Source organism: Acidobacteriota bacterium (assembly GCA_035529075.1).
Taxonomy (GTDB): domain Bacteria; phylum Zixibacteria; class MSB-5A5; order GN15; family FEB-12; genus DATKXK01.
The window spans coordinates 71,264-88,917 of sequence record DATKXK010000005.1 but is presented as its reverse complement, the minus strand read 5'-3'; the positions used below and the strand labels follow the sequence as shown (position 1 = coordinate 88,917).

Below are 17,654 nucleotides of genomic sequence, written 5' to 3'. Positions count from 1 at the left end.
ACACCATCGTTCCGTACAGAAATACTTAAGGCAGAATAATACTCTGGCAGACAGGAGGATTTGAAAATGTCAGGAAATGTTGTTCACCGGCTTCTGGCCGGATTCGTGCTGGCCGCGCTCGTGCTGGGCGGCCTCGGCTGCGGCGATGACGAGTCGTCGCCGACCCAACCACCAGGACCAAAGCCCGTGGGTAGCTCCAAATGGTCCGTGATGAGCTACAGTGACCAGTTTGAGGGCGTCTGGGGCAGTTCCTCAAGCGATGTGTTTGCCGTCACCGCGGGTGGCAATATCCTTCACTATGACGGCAAGGTGTGGAGCCCGATGGACGACGGGAATCAGACGCAGCTTCACGGTGTCTGGGGCAGTTCCTCAAACGACGTGTTTGTGGTGGGCGATGGCGGAGGCACAATTCTTTATTACGACGGTGCCACCTGGGGTTTCATGACCAGCACGAATAACCACGACCTTAAGGGCATCTGGGGCAGTTCCGGAAGTGATGTGTTTGCGGTGGGTGATCAAGGCGCAATCCTACATTACAACGGCGCGACCTGGGCTACCTCGATCAACGAGTCTGACCATAACCTTAAGGGCATCTGGGGCAGTGCCTCAAACGACGTATTTGCAGTGGGCGACGGGGGCGAGATTCTCCATTACGACGGTACGGAGTGGGCTGCCATGAACAGCGGGACTAGCTTTAGCCTTAAGGGCATCTGGGGCAGTTCCTCAAACGACGTGTTTGCAGTGGGCGACGGGCCCACTATCCTTCATTATGACGGCGCGACCTGGTCTACCATGACCAGCGCGAATGACTACAACCTTAAGGGCATCTGGGGCGGTTCCTCAAACGATGTGTTTGCGGTGGGTGATAACGGCACCGTTATTCGCTACGACGGCACGACCTGGGGTACCATGACCAGCCCGAACGATGCACCACTTCACGCCATCTGGGGCAGCTCCTCCAGCGACGTGTTTGTCGTGGGTATCGGTGTCGCAATCTTTCACTACGATGGTAAGGCCTGGGCCGACATGATCAGCCTGACCGGCGAGCCGCTCCCACAGCTTCACGCCATCTGGGGCAGTGCCTCAAACGACGTATTTGCAGTGGGCGACCAGGGCCGTATACCTCATTATAACGGTACGGCCTGGACTGACATGACCAGCGGGACTACCGTACCCCTTCGGGGCATCTGGGGCAGTTCCGGAAGTGATGTGTTTGCGGTGGGTTTAGACGGCACTATTATTCACTACAACGGCACGACCTGGTCTAAAATGATCAGCCCGAATACGGTGCCGCTTTACGCCGTCTGGGGCAGTTCCTCAAGCGACGTGTTTGCAGTGGGCGACGGGGGCATTATCCATCATTATGACGGCACGGAGTGGGTTATCATGAACACCGGGACTGCACACTATAGGGGCATCTGGGGCAGTTCCGGAAGTGATGTGTTTGCGGTAAGCGCAGAAGGCGTAATTGTACATTACAACGGCACGACCTGGGCTACCAGTTACAGTGGCGGGAACGTGCTTTACGCCATCTGGGGCAGTTCCTCCAGCGATGTGTATGCGGTGGGTGATCTCGGCACTATTATTCACTACAACGGCACGACCTGGTCTACCATGACCAGCGGGATTCTCGTCCCGGTCCCGCTTTACGGTGTCTGGGGCAGTTCGGCAAGTGACCTGTTTGCGGTAGGTTATTACGGCACCATCCTTCACTACAACGGCACGGCCTGGGCTATAAGCCTGAGTTGGAGCCAGGACTTGACGAATGAGCCGCGGTTTTTCGCCGTCTGGAGCAGTTCCGATCGCGACGTGTTCGTGGTGGGTGCAAATCAGACAGTCCTTCATTACGGCCCGTGATACTCAAGGCCGGAGATACGATCGGCACAGGATCTGTCATATTGGTCAGTTTGCTGGAAGGCCCGTCGTTCATGGCGGGCTTTTCCATTGCCGGTCCCGGTTCGGCTCAGCCAGCATGACACACAGAAGACAATCCTGCAAAACAAGATGGTTTTGTCCCCGGAAGAACCTATATTCGGGCTATACGGCGTGTCGCGCTCGCCGAAACCCCGACCGGGCTGCGTAAGGGCGGCCGATTCACATGAAGGGTGATCTGAAATGGCGGCCGGTAATATAGTCTTTGGGACCTACGCCGAATCGATTGATGAATTACGTCAGGTGTACCGTCTTGCCGAGAGCCTTCGGCAGTTCGGGGGCCGCTTTCGTGGCTCGCCGGTTTGGTCGTACGTCCCGGACCATGTGATCCTCGAGGATACGGGATTGTTCGATCAGTTGCGATCCCTCGACGTCGAGGTGCACACAAGCCACACGCCCGAGCAGGCCCGATGGTTTTACTATGCCGGCAAGGTGTACGCGGCGGCCCGGGCAGAGACTGACGCGGCAGGTCAAGCAGCGGTCCTCGTCTGGATGGATGAGGATACGATCGTACTGTCCGAACCGAAGGAATTCGACCTGGCTCAATCGGTGAGCTTCGCCTACCGGCCGGTGATGCACAACCGGTCGGGATCGCTTTTCGAGGCTCCCCCGGACGATTTCTGGGGTCGCATCTACGAAGTATTGTCGCTTGGCGACGACATGCTCTTTGCCATGGTGACACCCGCCGACAAGCAGAAAATCCGGGCCTACTTCCAGGCCGGGATACTGGTCGTAAGGCCGGAGCGAGGGATTCTCCGCCGGTGGCCCGCAGATTTCGAGCGGCTGTACACGGACCCGGCCCTGGTCAAAATGTGCCGGGAATCCCGCGACAAGAGGATCTTCCTGCACCAGACCGCGCTTGTAGGCGCCGTTTTGCACAGCGTCAGTCGCGAGGAAACGCTCGAACTGCCCGACCGCTATAATTACCCGATCTTCTTTGAACGGCAGTACGGCGCTGATGAGGCGTTCGACAGCATCCAGGACGTTGTCACTGCCCGATGTGTCGTCTCCTCGAAGCACCTGGGCGCTGACTGGCACAGCAGGCTGGCCGGGCCGCCGGAAAAAGTTGCCTGGCTCAGAGAGCGCCTCGGCCAGGGCTGAGCACACAGGGAAAGGCCGTAACCGACGGCGGCGAAAGTCTCCACGGCAATTGCGCTGCCATGGCCGCACGACAGGAGCAACGCTCCCGGTGGACAGGAACACCGCAACCTGCGCCTACGATCTTCGTTAACTATACAGAGAAGCGAGAGGAGAAACATGATGATAAACCGGCGACATGTACTTGCAGGCTGCCTGCTGGCGGCACTGATCAGCACGGCCGCCTTCGCACAGGGCGACCTTACCGATCCGTATGAGATTCTGGGCCGTCACTTCGAGGCCAACGGAGGGCTCGACCGCCTGAAGGCGGAACAAACTGAATACATGGAAGGTACCTTATCCGTGGCGGGCCTTGAGGGAACACTCAAAGTGTGGACCCAGCTGCCGGACCGCTCCCGGGTCGAGGTTGATCTGGGGATATTCACCCAGATCCAGGGCGACGCCGGAGAGTACCAATGGGTGCTGGATTCAAACGGCAAACTCCAGAAAATTACCAATCCCGATGAGGCCACCGTCAAGCGCAGGGAGGTGCAGCGGCGGATGGCCGCGTACGAGCACGCCGATCCGCGTTCCGACGTGTTTACGGTGACGTTCGAGGGCGTCGAGAAGGTTGAGGACAAAGACTGCTACGTTATCAAGGTGACTAACAGCATCAGCAAAGACGTTTACACCAGCCACATAGACACGGAGAACCTGCTTCTAAAGAAGAGCGTGGCGATTGAGGGCACGAACAGCCGTGACGTGTTCTACAAAGACTATCGCGAGATTGACGGCCTGATGGTGGCGTTCTGGACCAGGGAAATCGCGCACCAGACCGGGCAGGCTCAGGAAGTCACCATCACGAAGTACGTCTCGAACCCCCGGATCGATCCGTCACTTTTTGAGCCGCCGGCGGAAGGTGGCAAGGACTACCGGTTTGCCACCGGTAACAGCGCTGAGAATATTCCCTTTCAGTTCGTGGGAAACCACTTGTACGTTCCGGTCACGGTCGGCTGCAAAGTGAGGTTATGGATTCTTGACAGCGGTGCGTCCGTGTCCGTTGTCACCAAGCGTTTTGCCGATGAACTCGGGCTGCAGTTGGAGGGTGATCTCAAGGGCCGCGGGGTCGGCGGGACGGTCGACCTGAAACTCACCACCCTGCCACCCTTCTCCCTGCCGGGGGTCGAGTTCGACGAGCAGACCGTCGCGGTGGTGGACCTGACCGAGCTTACCCGCGCACTCGGCATGGATGTCGCCGGTATTCTGGGTTTCGATTTCCTTTCACGATTCGTGACCGGGATAGACTACGCCTCCCAACTGGTTTCGTTCTATGACCCGGAAACGTTCGTTTATGCCGGCGACGGTAAAGAGCTGGACGTGCACGTCAGAGACGGCTTGTTCAGGGTCAAGGCCACTTTGGACGGTATGCACTCGGGCATCTGGCTGTTTGATCTCGGGGCGTCCATCACATCTATTGACGGAGCCTACGCCCTTCGGAACGGTTTCACGGAGATGAAGGGCGTCGAGGTTATCGGACGTGGCGCCGCGAACGCCTTCGGAACCAAGAACGTGAGGTGCAAGAGCATCGAGCTGGCCGGCTTCACGGTGGACAACCCGATAGTCAACTTCTCCTATGGCGGCACCGACACGGTCTCCACGCAAGACCAGATAGGCATCCTCGGTAACACGCTCTTCAGAAACTTCGTCATCTACTGCGATTACGCCAACGAGCGGGTGATTCTGGAAAAAGGGGACAAGTTCAATCAGGAATTCCCCGAAGACCGCTCCGGCATGCAGCTCACCGGCGGCGAGGGCGGCGCCGTGGAGGTCCTGTTCGTCGCGGACGGGACGCCGGCAGCCAAAGCCGGGTTTCGCCAGGGGGATATCGTGCAATCGGTGAATGGGATCGATACAGAGTACATTGACGGCCTTATCGCTGTCCGCCGGATGCTCATGGAGAAGCCGGGCACCAGGTATACGTTCGTGGTTGATCGGCAGGATCAGGAGAAGAACTTGAAGCTTAAACTGGCGAACCTTTTCTAGACGGTGCGGTCGCCATAACTCACTGCTGGGCAACGTTATAACCCGCCATCGGCAGGCCGCCCGGTCCATCCCGGACCAGCGCGCAGCGGCCGGGTGGGCCGGAAAAAGCAGGCAGGCCGGAACTTGGCCGGGGGGAAATTGGTTCACAGGAAGTGTGGACTTTTGCCGTTTAGGCCGATATATTAAGTGTTCACAATTGGTTTCCGTATTTGCTTTTGTAGAGGCTTTGTTATTCCTGTCAAATCTCCCCAAAAAGCTGAATCTCGGGACCGCCGCGCAATAGTGCGCATTAACAGGTTTATCTCGACGAACGCGATCCCTGCGGGATGATGTTCCAGGTAGGGATAAACAAAACCGGAGTGTAGAATGAACATCTACGTAGGTAACCTGTCGTTCGACACGACAGAAGAGCAGTTACGCCAGGCGTTTGAGGCCTTTGGAGAGATCTCGAGCGTCAACATTATCAAGGACAAGTACACCGGGGAGTCAAGAGGGTTCGCCTTCGTTGAGATGTCCGACCAGAGCGCGGCTACCGCTGCGATGAACGGCCTGAACGGCCAGGAACTGAATGGACGCACGCTGAACATCAATGAGGCGCGCCCACGAACCGAGGGAGGCAGCCGCGGCGGTCGCGGCGGTGGTTACGGCAGCAATCGCCGTCGGAACTGGTAAAGAGTATCCGCATCCACTGCTGTCGATTACGGCAGCCGCTTGATTGCGAAGGAGACTGAGGCATCTCAGTCTCCTTTGTGCATATTGATCTCTGCCGTGGCACCGCGGATCGCCGCCCGAGTCGACGGCGTCTCCGACCGGCCGCCCGGCAGCAGGTCCCGGCTATATCTGGAACAGGTACTGAAGCTTCATGAAGAACTGTCTTGAAGTCAGCCTGTTGGACGCGGTGCTGATTCCGTAACTATCCATTTCCGATCTCGTCTCGTAATTGTAAGTCGACCCGATGTAGAAGATTGAGAACGGGTTTATGCGGTAGGTCAGCAGCGGATCCACGCTCCAGCGATCACTTTTATCAGACCCCAGTTCCCTGTAGTTCTCGTACTCGACAACCAGCCGGAGCGAGAGCTGGCGCAGTAATTGATAACCGAAGCGGTTGCGGTAGATAAACTGCCTATAAAGTTCCACGCCCGAATCCATCTCGTCGGCGGTAGCATACTGCGCCCACTGCTCAACCAGGATCCGGTCATACGGCTTGATGTCCGCCTGGACGCCCAGGTTGATTGTCTTGCCCATCCTCCGGAATCTCCGCGCTATGGTATGCCCGTAGCCCCCATCCAAACCAATGGCCAGCTGATCGCCGAGCCTGACATTGCCCTCCTGATGAACATTCCAGATGTTGTCAAACTGAATGCCGCCCAGGTTCTCGGCGCGCCTTATGTATTGAGTGAAAGAAGAGGCCTGAGCCACTCTCAGTTGAGTAAACAGGTTCAGCGCGACGAACTCGTCCTTCTTCCTCCCGTTCCAGTTCCAGACGGTGCCTGCGTCAACCCAGGGGTTCACCATGTCGAACAGGTCACTTTCCGGACGATACCTGTACCCGGTAGTAACCGTGAGGTCGCGCCGGTTATTCTTGGGGTCGTATCCGTTATCGGCGCGGTAAGTGGGACTTACCTCCCAGTAGTTGACGGCGGCATTCCAGGTCCGCGTTTGCCACCTCAGCACGCCGACGCCGCCATGACCCCAGTACGACTCGCCGTCGAAATCCGCCGTGTGATCGTCCCAGAACACAGTACTTCTGAGCCAGGAGGGAACAATGGTAGAGTCATTGGCCTCCTTCGTGTGGGCGAGTACCGCCTGATACGAGAGACTGAGACTCGGTGTAAAACGCAGCAGACCGTCGTGGCTGATGACCGAACCGGAACCGCCGCCGTCAAATCGCCTGTCCGTGGCTATCAATCCCAGTTGAGAACCGCTGCCGATTGTCTGACGGAGTCGAAACACGCTCGTCGTGCTCCGACCGGTCAGGAGGTAGACACTCCGTTCCTCGAAAGGCAGTGTAATCGGGCTGTTCTCATCCCGTGCGATCAGATAGCCCAGCCCGCTGCGACCGGTGCGCGCAGTCACCTTGGCCGCAAACTGCGGATCATTGACCGTGCGCGTATAGAACGAGTTGAAGACGGTTCTAAACAGGTCACTGCCCTCCTGGAAAAACGGCCTTCTCTCGGGGTAGAACAGGGCAAAAGTGGTGTTGACGCTTATCTGACCGGCATCGGCTTCGACCTGGCTGAAATCCGGGTTATAGGTCGCCTCAACGGTTACGTCGGACGAAACGGCGTACTTGCCTCCGAGCGACATTTCTCCCTTGGCGTCGTCGTCAGCAAACTCATACGGTTTCGCCGGGATACCGTCGCCGTTAAGGGCGCCGTACTGGTAGCCGATCGCCGACGGCATTATCTCTACTCCTCTGCCGGCCTGTACCCCCTCGATCCCCGTAACCGTCCCCCACTTGCACGGCCAGCAGGCCTCATTGCGATCATATGCCGCCCACGAGTATGCCCTGCTGGCTTCCCGGGGGTGGTTGCGCCAGAAATCAACTCTCCACACCTGCTGCTCCACGCTGGGAAAACGTAGAGACGCAAACGGCACGGCCATCTCAACCTGGTAACCGGAATCGGTGATCAGGCCCGCCGATTCCCAGACCAGGTCGAAGCGACCGTCCTCCCCGTTGTCGGGTGACCAGAGCGCATCGGCCTGCACGCCGTAAGGATTGACGTTCAGCGTATATGCCCAGGCCGCGTCACCGTACGTGTCCAGGCACAGACAGATATTATCGTCGTTGCCCACTCGTTCTCTTTCAGACAACGACGCACGGACCGCCCTCGGATCATCATAGCAGACGAACGAGACGTACAGGTTCTCGTCGTCGTACGTCATGTACGCCACCGTCTGAACCGGGGGTTCGGTCTGGTCGCCGGGGCGGTGTTCCGCGAAATTGGCCGCCCGGGCGGCGTTGCGCCAGCCGGGATCGCCGAGCTTGCCGTCGATCTTGATCTCACCGGCTGCCTTTGACACGTCCAGGGTCGGGTGGTACACCGGCGTAAACGTATCGCCGGCCATGGCCGGCCGTGACAGAAAATGGCAGACCGCCAGCATCAACAGACACGCCGGCAGCCAGTGACGGTGCGTTAATCTTGATGTCATAACTTCCGCTTCCTCATGTAGTGTTCTGGTCTTGACGGCGACGTCCTACCTCAGGTCGCCGTTCAAAGCCGCGTTCTACCTTACGGACACGTCGGCGAAAAGTTGCCCATACCGTCCACGCCGGATCAGTTCTTCCATACTCTGACGCAGAAATCCCTGACAATGTTGAAACCGCCGCCTCCATTTCGTGTAACTATTCTCTCATGAAAACCTACCGTACGAATACGGACACCCATTTCGCCGTGGCGGTTCATCGACAGGGCGCAACGCAAAAGACCTCGGAAACGTGATCCTGTGCCGGAAGCGATTGCAGAGGCGGCCTGTGATTTGTCCCCCGCCGATCAGCGCGGCCCGGCCCGGGATATCGCTCAAAACCGGTTGCGGCGCCTGACAGCCGGTATTACGTTCAGCAGAACCAGAAACATAGGCGACGGTCCGGGTTCGAAACTGCGGACCGCAGCATTTGGGGATGCCGGCGTCCACGCCGGGCCGCCATACCATGGGTTTCACGAGATTCATTCCACGGTTTAGTTCCGCCAGAAGCGATTGGTGCATCAGCAGCCTGCTTGTCCTGCTGACCTGCGCCCTGTACCTGGTTTTTCGTTCTGCCCAGCAGTCGGGGGATTATCTGTCCTATGCCTATGCGATCAGGACCGGCAAAGCGCTTTTTCACCCGCATCACGTTCTCTTCTCGCCGGTGGTACGCGGCCTCTACCTTACGGCGCTGCAGTTCAACTTGTCATTTGACGCCGTCTTTGTCGGCCAGTTGCACAACATTCTCTGGGCCGCCGTGGCCATCGTGGCACTGTATCATACTCTCAGAGTCATCCTTTCTTCCCGGGCTCGTGCTCTAACCGCTGCCATTGTGTTCTTTGCCAGCATCGGCGTGTGGAGCGGCTCGACACAGGCGGAGGTCTACGTGCCCGCCACGGCCTGTCTGTCTCTTGCCGCTCTTCTGCTCGTGAGCGGATACGGGCGACGGTGGTCCGCCACCAGGCTCCTGTCACTGTCCGTGCTCTATGCGTTGGCCGTGCTCTACCACCAATCAAACGTGATCTTCGCCCTCCCCCTTGCCGCGGCCCTGCTGAACGGCGACGCCACGCGGAAGATCGGGAAAACGACAGCGGTGTTGTGCCTGTCAGGGGTTCTCGTCCTGATCGTGTACGTTCTGGCGTACACAAGCGCCGCGTCTCAGGCGACGGTCGAAGGCTTCTTCCGTTTCTGCCTCGCCTATACCGATCATCCCAATCCCGCGTGGGGAACAACGGCCCATTTCAGCCCCGCCGGAGTCGCTCTGTTGTTGAAAAGCCAGTTGCGAAGTGTCGTGTATGTTCCCCCCGGATCCTCATGGCCGGTTCTCGCCGCGATTGCCGTCTTCGGGCTTTTGCTTGCAGGAGTGGTGGTACATGCGGTCGGCCGGGTCTGGCGCGTACGCACGTACCGGGGGTTTCGGATTTCGCTGATAGCCTGGCTTCTGTCCTACTACTTCTTCTTCCTGTGGTGGCTGCCCGGCAGGAGCGAGTTTTTCGTCATGACGCTGCCGCCTCTGCTGATGCTGACCTCCATGACTCTGAAGGACCTGTCCGGCCACGTCGGTCGGTCATGGCTGCGCAGGGTGCTGCTTGCGGCCACGGCCGGGGCATTGCTTATCGCCTTCGTGATCAACATCGCTTACTCAGTGCTCCCCCAGACTCGATCTCGGGGACCCTCGTATGCGGCGGCCTCGCAGTTGGCTGCCATCGCGGACGATGATTGCACGGTCGTGTGCGAATACAAACAGATGCAGCATCTTCGCTATTGCTTTGGCAGGGAACGGGTCGTCGAATCGTCGTTGATCCTCCTGTATGCCTATCACCGGGGGGCGGTTCCGGACACGCTCCGGCTGGATGCCGACAGGTGCGCGCTCATACCGCTCAGCGTGGTCGTTCCCGATTACCGGGGAGTGGGAACCAGCGGTTACGATGATCGGTCAGGCTGGCGTGTCTTTATTACGTGGTTGTTCGATGTCCGGGAGGGCACGGAGGCGTCCGAAATGACACTCAGAGATTTCGAGCTGCTTCGCGACGGGAACGGGACTGAGTATATCCTGCTTTCGGCCCGGAGGATCGGGGTCGACGGTTGGGCCGGACTCCTGGCAAACCTGGACGAAAAACTTGCGATTCAGACAGGTATCAAGTCCGACACCTTCTCGAAATGGCTCCGCTAAGCGGCAGAAGCGCGAGAAGTTCCTGCCCTGCCGATTCTGCAACGCAACCACTGCCCTCGGCATTTACGTGCAATTGGCCCGGGTTTCGATTGCGCAACCGAGGCTGGAAGCGTACTTTTGGTGACGAGCATGTTGGAATCGAAAACTACGCGGCACGGTGCCTCCCATCGCTACGGGATGACACGGACATTCAAATGAAGGAACCAGTACCATGAGTAGCCTCCAAAAACCGACTTCGACGTCGCTTTCCCTTCTGGCAATCCCGATAATCTGCCTGACCCTGGCCGGCTGCGGTGCCGGACCCGCCGACGTTCCCACCACGGCCGTCAGACCCGTTACGGACACCTATCACGGCGTGCAGGTCGTCGACAATTACAGGTGGCTGGAAGACGGTACTGATCCGGAGGTGAAGCAATGGACCGAGGCACAGGACGGTTATGCACGCAGCTTCCTGGGCGACATCCCGGTCCGCGAAGCTATCGCCGGCCGGTTGCAGCAACTGTACCGCGAGGCCTCGCCGGAGTACTATTGGTTTCAGTATCGGGCAGGTCACCTGTTTGTACTCAAGGAAGACCCCGCCAAAGACCAGCCGATGCTTGTGACGATGGAATCACCGCATGACCTTGCCTCAGAGCGGCTTGTCCTGGATCCCAACGCGCTGGATACCAGCGGCCTGACCTCCATCGACTTCTATGTCGTCTCTCCCGATGCGAAACTCGTAGCCGTATCTCTCTCCAGGGGAGGCACGGAAGACGGCGACGTCCACGTGTTTGAAGTCGCCACGGGAAAGCCGCTGCCGGACGTCGTCCCCCGCGTCAACGGCCCCACCGCCGGAGGTGACGTCGCGTGGCTGGCCGATGGTTCGGGTTTCTATTACAGCCGTTACCCACGCCCGGGCGAGCGCCCCCCGGAAGAGCTCCGCTTCTACCAGCAAGTATATTTTCACAAACTCGGCACTTCGACCGAGGATGATACGTACGAGATCGGCAGGGAATTCCCGGCCATCGCCGAGATACAATTCGAGACGTCACCGGACAACACCTACGTGCTGGCCCGGGTCGCCAACGGCGACGGCGGCGAGTACGCTCACTACCTGCGCGGCCCGGCCGGGCGATGGAAACAGGTCACCGAACATTCGGATATGATTCCGGACGCAAAGTTCGGTCATGACAACTCCCTGTACTTGTTGTCACACAAGAATGCCCCCTGGGGGAAAATCCTTCGCTTGCCCGCCGGGTACACGAACCTTTCCGCGGCCACAACCGTGGTGGCGGAAAGTGACGTCGTCATCAGCGATTTCCTGCTCACTGGCGAAGCCATATTCATCAGAGACATAGTGGGCGGTCCGTCGCAGATCCGCGTGCTGGACCGATCGGGCGTTTTTCAGAAGGTGATTCCGATTCTTCCGGTTTCATCGGTAAGAGACATGGTCTCCCTGGGCGGCAACCAGGTCCTTTTCAGAAACCAGAGTTACGTGGAACCGGACGCCTGCTATACGTACGATCTTTCGGAGAACAGACTGGTGCGGACGGCGCTCTTTGTTACTTCGCCGGCCGACTTTGGCGATATTGAAGTCGTGCGTGAGTTTGTCACCTCCAAAGACGGTACGCGTGTCCCCATCAACATCATGCTACGCAAGGACGTGACGCTCAACGGGGTGAACCCGACGATCCTGTATGGCTATGGGGGCTACGGTTCCAGCCAGTCACCGTGGTACGATCGCCAGCTCAGTCTGTGGCTGAACCATGGAGGCGTATACGTCGTGGCCAACCTGCGCGGTGGAGGTGAGTTCGGGGAGGACTGGCACCTTGCCGGCAACCTGGTCAACAAGCAGAACGTTTTCGATGATTTTGCCGCCTGCGCCCGCTACCTGATCGACGCCGGCTACACCAGTCCGTCCAGGCTGGCCATCAGGGGAGGAAGCAACGGCGGACTCCTGGTCGCCGCCACCATGACGCAGCATCCGGAACTCTTTCGGGCGGTCGTCTGCCAGAGGGGCGTTCTTGATATGCTGCGAGTGGAGTTGGACCCCAACGGCGCGTTTAACGTGACTGAATACGGGACCGTGAAGGTTTTGGAGCAGTTCAAGGCGCTGTACGCGTATTCACCGTATCACAACGTGGTCGACAACACGCGCTACCCCGACGTTCTTTTCACTGCCGATGAGAACGACGGCCGGGTCTACCCCTACCACTCGCGCAAGATGGTGGCAAGAATGCAGGCGGCCAGCCCGACCAGTCTGGCTCTCCTGAGAGCGACCTCCGGCCGCGGGCACGGGATCGGCAGTTCGCTGAGCGAAGATATTGCGCTCTGGGTGGACGTGTATGCGTTTCTCTTTGACAGGCTCGGCGTGGATATCAGCGCACCGCAGCCCGAATAGAGCAGCCGTGCGCGTTCGGGTTGCCGCTTGCCCCGTGGCTGAATACGCGGATGCTCGGGGAGGTTCCCGGATTGCTCCGCGGGCCGGTTCAGCCTCAGCCCCTGCTGATACCGTAAATGTCCGCGTACTTGGCGTACAGGTAGTCAAGCAGGGGTCGGTGAGACAACGGTTCCCCGGTAATGCGCCGGCACAGGTCAGCCGCGGGGTACCTGGACCCCTGGCTGTGGACATTCTCGCGCAGCCAGCCGAGCAACCGGGCGTATTTACCCTGCGAGAAATCCTCCGGTAACCCGGGCAGATCCTTCTGCGCCTGGCTCCAGAACTGGGCCGCATACAGGTTCCCCAACGCATACGTCGCGAAGTAACCGAAGGCCCCGTGGGACCAGTGAATATCCTGAAGACACCCGTTGGCATCCCTGTCGACCTCGATGCCGAGATAGTTCTTGAAGCGGCTGTTCCACTCACCGGGAACGTCTGATACTTCGACGTCACCGGCGATGATGGCCCGCTCCAGCTCGAAACGGAGCATAATGTGAAGATTGTAGGTCGCCTCGTCGGCCTCTACGCGAATATACGACGGGGACACCCAGTTCATTGCACCGTAGAACTCATCCAGCGTAACGCCCGCCGTCTCGTCGCGGAACAAACGCTGCAACTGCGGGAAGAAGTATTCCCAGAACTCCCGCGAACGGCCGACGATGTTCTCCCACATCCGGGACTGAGACTCGTGGATGCCGAGCGACGCCGTCTCATCTAACGGCGTCCCCCAATGCTCCTTGTCAGTCCGGCTCATGTCGTACAGCGCATGACCGGCTTCATGGACGATACCGGTGATGCCCTCGGCGACGTCCTCCGGATAATACCGGGTGAGAATCCGCGTATCGCGTGGCCCGAGGGGATTGCACGACGGATGCACCGCTTCATCGACGCGACCGGCCGCGAAGTCATATCCCAACGCCGCGGCCATGGACTCGGCGAAAACCTTCTGCCTGGCGACGTCATACGGCCGTTTCAGAATGCCGATGTCCGGCTTCCTGTCAGCGTCCGAGATCTTACCTACCAACTCGACGAGGTCGGTGCGAAGTCCCTTGAAAGCCGTTTCGACATCGGCCGCCTTCGCTCCCGGCTCGAATCCGTCCAGGAGCGCATCGTATCTCTCGGTGCTGTAGCCGATGAAGTCGGCTTTCCTGCGACACAGGTCGATTATTTTCTCGAGGTGCAGTCGGAACAGTTCGAAATCTGACTTTCTGCGCGCCTCCGCCCACACCGTGGTGGCCCTGGAGGTCGTGCGCGCGAAATCCTGAACGAATTCGCCCGGAAGCCTGGTCTCTCGGTCATACATACGTCGCCATTCACGGACGTTGACCGCGGCCTCCGACTGAGCATCCTTGACCAGCGTGGAACCCTCGACGGCGGCAAGCCACTCCCCTACCTTCGGGTCCGTCATCCACTCGTGCATCATTCGGCTGATCTGGGCAAGTTGTTCGGCCCGGTGTTCGTCAGCCGCGCGGGGCAGGTAAGCCTCCCGGTCCCAGTATAGAACGCCGCCCGTGGACCCAAGAGTGGCGATCTCCTTCATACGATGCTTCAGATCGGTATAGATGTTCTGTGGCGTCATGTCCTGCCTCCTCGAACGTGCGCGAATTCAGGCTGACGGGTAACGAGGGACCGTCCAGCCGCTGAACCTTCACGCACCTAGGTTGTATCCTTACTGCAAATATCTTTCCCGGTTTTGCCTTACACGCGGTAAGGTCGCTTCCGGGTGTCAAGTATACTGCTTTCGACGCCGAACGGCAAAGACAAAGTCGCTGATGAGCATAGATCACCGCGAACGTACGGGGCGGTTCGCTGACCTTGTATTATGTGGAAACCCGTGAACCCGTTGCGGCCGGTTGCAGACCGTGTACGTCAAGGCAACCTACGTAAATCGGGGACGTCCGGGTATGCAGATCAACCAAAGCCGACCTGGTTCGGCGACGCGCAACGTATATACGCCTATTACGATCCGTTTCCCGCAAATTGGTTGTTCCCGGTCCTTCTTTCGGGTGGAATCCACGGCGGTATGCCCGTCTTGGCGCGCATCACCTTCGATCCTTCCCTGCGCTGTACGATTTTTATACAAAGGGCGGCCGGAGCGGGTCAGATGGGCCTTCATAACGGATTAGAGCATTGACATTTCAGGATAGATATAGTATATTTTCGCAACGGCATCTCGGCCTTTGACGATCAGTATTTTCATACATGCAGCGTTCTTTTGTCAGGCTATGCCTGGCAGAACGGAAACAGCACAGTCCAAATCACACTTCTAAAGCGCAGGACATACGTCTATGACCTCCTCAAGTAAGTGTTTTCAACTGGGGATGACCGCCGTGCTTCTGATCTTTCTGGCGGCTCAGCCGTCGGACGGCAAGATAATAAGCTCGCGGTATTCACCTCAAAACGGTCAGGATCTATTCCTGCTTGGTTTCGGTGAGTTAACCATGCAGGTTCTTGACGTCAGCGGCAACAAGGAAGCGTTTGAGAGTTCCAATCCGAACCTCAGTACCGACTTCTCGACGAACTACCGATTGTCGCTGCTGGCCAACGGCAACGCGACCCGAGATTTCCTGGTCAACGGCGCCGTAATTGTCGATTCCCGGATAGGAGATGAGTATCAGACCGTCGATCCGTCGATATTTCGCCTCAAGATGTCGGTTGAATCAAGGGAACCGCTCTGGGACGGCTGGCGCTTCACCGGGCGCGGCGTGTACGATCCCAACCGCCAGTGGGAACTGGAAAATCTCGATACGCGCCTCCTGACTCAGCCTCAGGAACCGTCACGCCTTGAGCTGTTGATGCGCCTCGAAAACGACGAGTACGGCGTCGTCGAAGGCGGATCGCTTCGTCCAAGCTTCAAGGGTGCTCAATTCACCCTGCATCAGCGATCCGTATTCGGCGTCTACACCGACCTGCACACCGGCCGCGTCGGCCTGGAAGCCGTCGGCGGCAAGCTGGAAGGCAAGTCGTACCGGGAAGGCGGAGCCATCGGTATTCGCGCCAACGGAACCAGCGGACCCTTCGATCTGAGCCGTGCACCGATCACGCGAGGCAGTGAAGAAGTCAAGATCCAGGTCCGCGATCGGTTCGACGAAACGACCGTGCTCTCCTCGAGAACTCTCGTCCGCGACATCGACTATAACGTCGATTACCTGCGCGGGCGGGTCCTGCTTCATCAACCGGTCGCCAGCGAGACCGCTTCGGCCGATCCCGTCTACGTCGTCATCACGTTCGATTACCTGCGCAGTGACAACGACGACATCATGGGCGGCCGCGCCAGGGTCGCGCCGAATGACGACGTCCAGGTGAGCGGCAGCTACCTGCATCGCAATCTCGATGACGGGGCCATCGGGCCGGGAATCGAGGAACCCGAGGACCTGCTGGCCGCTGACGGTTCCTTCAAGGTGGAAGATCATACCACCGGCTACTTCGAGGTCGCCGGCACTGAGAACCCCGGCGTCGACGATCAGTTCATGGCGCTCCGCGTCGGAGCCAGGACGGAAGTCATCGACGATCTGACACTCCGCGCCGATTTTCGGAAGATCGAAGATCAGTTCAGATCGTTCACCAATGCCGACCTTGACCCCAACAAGAACCAGCGGTGGCTGCAGATCGGCGGTGATTACCAACTGACGGAACGGCAGCGGGCCACGGCCGGGTTTGCCGACACGCGCGGTCTCAAGGCCAACGGTCAGTTCAACCCGTACGACGGCCTCCGCGATGAAAAGGTCTACACGCTGGGATATCGCAACGACCTGCGGACCGAACTCGGATTCGGGTTACGGCTCGAGCGGCGAGACAACGAGGACGTGGCCAACGCTGTTCACGAGGACAACTATCAGAATCGCGCCATTGTTGACCTGGGCGGGCGTCTAGAGGACGTCTCCGTGCTCGGGCAGTTCGGTTACAAGGCCGCGTATGAGCTGATCCTGTTCCGAAACGAACTGCAGATCGGAGACCACGACGCCAACACCAACCAACTGGCCCTGACCCTCACCAGCAAACCGAGTGAACGGGCCAATATAGCCGTCACGCAGCGATTCTCTCTGCGCAAGGATCGAGCGCTGGACCTCTACGATGAGCGGCAGGACGTGTCGTTTCTCACGGTGCAGTTCAGGCCTCACGACAACGTCAATACGCTGACCACGTACGAGTATAAACGCTACACGGTTCCCCGCAACAATGTCACATTCTGGCAGGATGACGGCCTGAAGCAGTTGGAATGGGCCGAAACCTTCGCCCTGGAATACCTGCCGCTAAAGAAGGTAAAGGCTCTCGGGAAGGTCGGACGGTACGAGTTGCAGCGTGCCGGTGATTATCGTGTCACCAACGACTTCCTTCTCGGGCAGGTGACCTATTTCCACACGCATCACCTGTCGTTCAACGGCGAGAGCGAATACCGCAGGACGGCCAGGCATTATCCCGAGTATTCACGTGACAAGACCTGGGATCTCGGATTGCGGGTCAACTGGAACAAGGACCGTTTCAACGAGTTTACGGCGGGACTGATACGACGCTGGCAGTTGCACAGCTACCCGCCGGGTGCGCAAGTAACGGCGTCGTCGTACATAGTGCTTGTCAGCGGCGCGGCCTCCATAGTAAACGGGTTCTTTGCCAGGGCATCAATCAAGGGCATCCTGCTGAACGATCCCCTTAACGACGAAAAGACATTTGCGAAACTGGAGGTCGGCTATGACAGCCACCACTGGTATCGAGCTTCCGTAGGCTATGAACGAATCCAGAGCGATATCGATCTGCACCCGGATCGGGACTATACCGGTCAGGGTGTCTTCGTTCGCTTTACGGGAAAGATGTAGGAGCGTGCCG

9 protein-coding genes are annotated in these 17,654 nt (G+C 58.6%); 7 read left to right on the top strand and 2 right to left on the bottom strand.

Annotation, left to right across the window (positions count from 1 at the left end):
- Positions 1 to 66: 66 nt before the first annotated feature.
- The 4 genes from VMY05_01180 to VMY05_01165 all read left to right on the top strand — a co-directional run bounded on the left by VMY05_01180 (position 67) and on the right by VMY05_01165 (position 5,724).
- On the top strand, positions 67 to 1,857 hold the full coding sequence (locus VMY05_01180; protein HUV29691.1) for a glucosyltransferase-I: 1,791 nt from the start codon (positions 67 to 69) through the stop codon (positions 1,855 to 1,857).
- A 258-nt stretch (positions 1,858 to 2,115) separates the two neighbouring features.
- Positions 2,116 to 3,033: a hypothetical protein gene (locus VMY05_01175; protein HUV29690.1), complete on the top strand. Its 918-nt coding sequence runs from the start codon at positions 2,116 to 2,118 to the stop codon at positions 3,031 to 3,033.
- Positions 3,034 to 3,192: 159 nt separating this feature from the next.
- Positions 3,193 to 5,052, top strand: coding sequence for an aspartyl protease family protein (locus VMY05_01170; GenBank protein HUV29689.1), 1,860 nt, complete (start codon positions 3,193 to 3,195; stop codon positions 5,050 to 5,052).
- Between the two features lie 366 nt (positions 5,053 to 5,418).
- Positions 5,419 to 5,724 (top strand): RNA-binding protein, encoded by a 306-nt coding sequence (locus VMY05_01165; protein HUV29688.1) that lies wholly within the window; start codon positions 5,419 to 5,421, stop codon positions 5,722 to 5,724.
- 162 nt (positions 5,725 to 5,886) lie between these two features.
- Here the strand turns inward: VMY05_01165 and VMY05_01160 are convergent, their stop codons facing one another.
- Positions 5,887 to 8,205 carry a DUF5916 domain-containing protein gene (locus VMY05_01160; GenBank protein ID HUV29687.1) on the bottom strand — a complete coding sequence of 773 codons (2,319 nt, stop codon included), beginning with the start codon at positions 8,203 to 8,205 and terminating at the stop codon, positions 5,887 to 5,889.
- Between the two features lie 469 nt (positions 8,206 to 8,674).
- On the opposite strand from VMY05_01160, the gene VMY05_01155 reads away from it, so the two are divergent.
- Positions 8,675 to 10,411, top strand: a complete 1,737-nt coding sequence (locus VMY05_01155) for a glycosyltransferase family 39 protein (GenBank protein HUV29686.1) — start codon at positions 8,675 to 8,677, stop codon at positions 10,409 to 10,411.
- 211 nt (positions 10,412 to 10,622) lie between these two features.
- Entirely contained in the window at positions 10,623 to 12,791 is a 2,169-nt protein-coding gene (locus tag VMY05_01150; GenBank protein HUV29685.1) for a prolyl oligopeptidase family serine peptidase, read from the top strand.
- Between the two features lie 94 nt (positions 12,792 to 12,885).
- On the opposite strand, the gene VMY05_01145 is transcribed toward VMY05_01150, so the two are convergent.
- The gene (locus VMY05_01145; GenBank protein ID HUV29684.1) at positions 12,886 to 14,409 is read right to left on the bottom strand and encodes a carboxypeptidase M32; all 1,524 of its coding nucleotides are present in this window, start codon (positions 14,407 to 14,409) and stop codon (positions 12,886 to 12,888) included.
- A gap of 709 nt (positions 14,410 to 15,118) precedes the next feature.
- Between VMY05_01145 and VMY05_01140 the strand changes: the two genes are divergently transcribed.
- Positions 15,119 to 17,644, top strand: a complete 2,526-nt coding sequence (locus VMY05_01140; protein HUV29683.1) for a hypothetical protein — start codon at positions 15,119 to 15,121, stop codon at positions 17,642 to 17,644.
- Positions 17,645 to 17,654 lie beyond the last annotated feature (10 nt).

Excerpts from the sequence above, each read along its gene's own strand:
- VMY05_01175 (HUV29690.1), top strand. The coding sequence starts at position 2,116 with ATGGCGGCCGGTAATATAGTCTTTGGGACCTACGCCGAATCGATTGAT.
- VMY05_01170 (HUV29689.1), top strand. The coding sequence starts at position 3,193 with ATGATAAACCGGCGACATGTACTTGCAGGCTGCCTGCTGGCGGCACTG.
- VMY05_01160 (HUV29687.1), bottom strand. The coding sequence starts at position 8,205 with ATGACATCAAGATTAACGCACCGTCACTGGCTGCCGGCGTGTCTGTTG.
- VMY05_01150 (HUV29685.1), top strand. The coding sequence starts at position 10,623 with ATGAGTAGCCTCCAAAAACCGACTTCGACGTCGCTTTCCCTTCTGGCA.
- VMY05_01155 (HUV29686.1), top strand. The coding sequence starts at position 8,675 with ATGCCGGCGTCCACGCCGGGCCGCCATACCATGGGTTTCACGAGATTC.
- VMY05_01180 (HUV29691.1), top strand. The coding sequence starts at position 67 with ATGTCAGGAAATGTTGTTCACCGGCTTCTGGCCGGATTCGTGCTGGCC.
- VMY05_01145 (HUV29684.1), bottom strand. The coding sequence starts at position 14,409 with ATGACGCCACAGAACATCTATACCGATCTGAAGCATCGTATGAAGGAG.
- VMY05_01140 (HUV29683.1), top strand. The coding sequence starts at position 15,119 with ATGACCTCCTCAAGTAAGTGTTTTCAACTGGGGATGACCGCCGTGCTT.
- VMY05_01165 (HUV29688.1), top strand. The coding sequence starts at position 5,419 with ATGAACATCTACGTAGGTAACCTGTCGTTCGACACGACAGAAGAGCAG.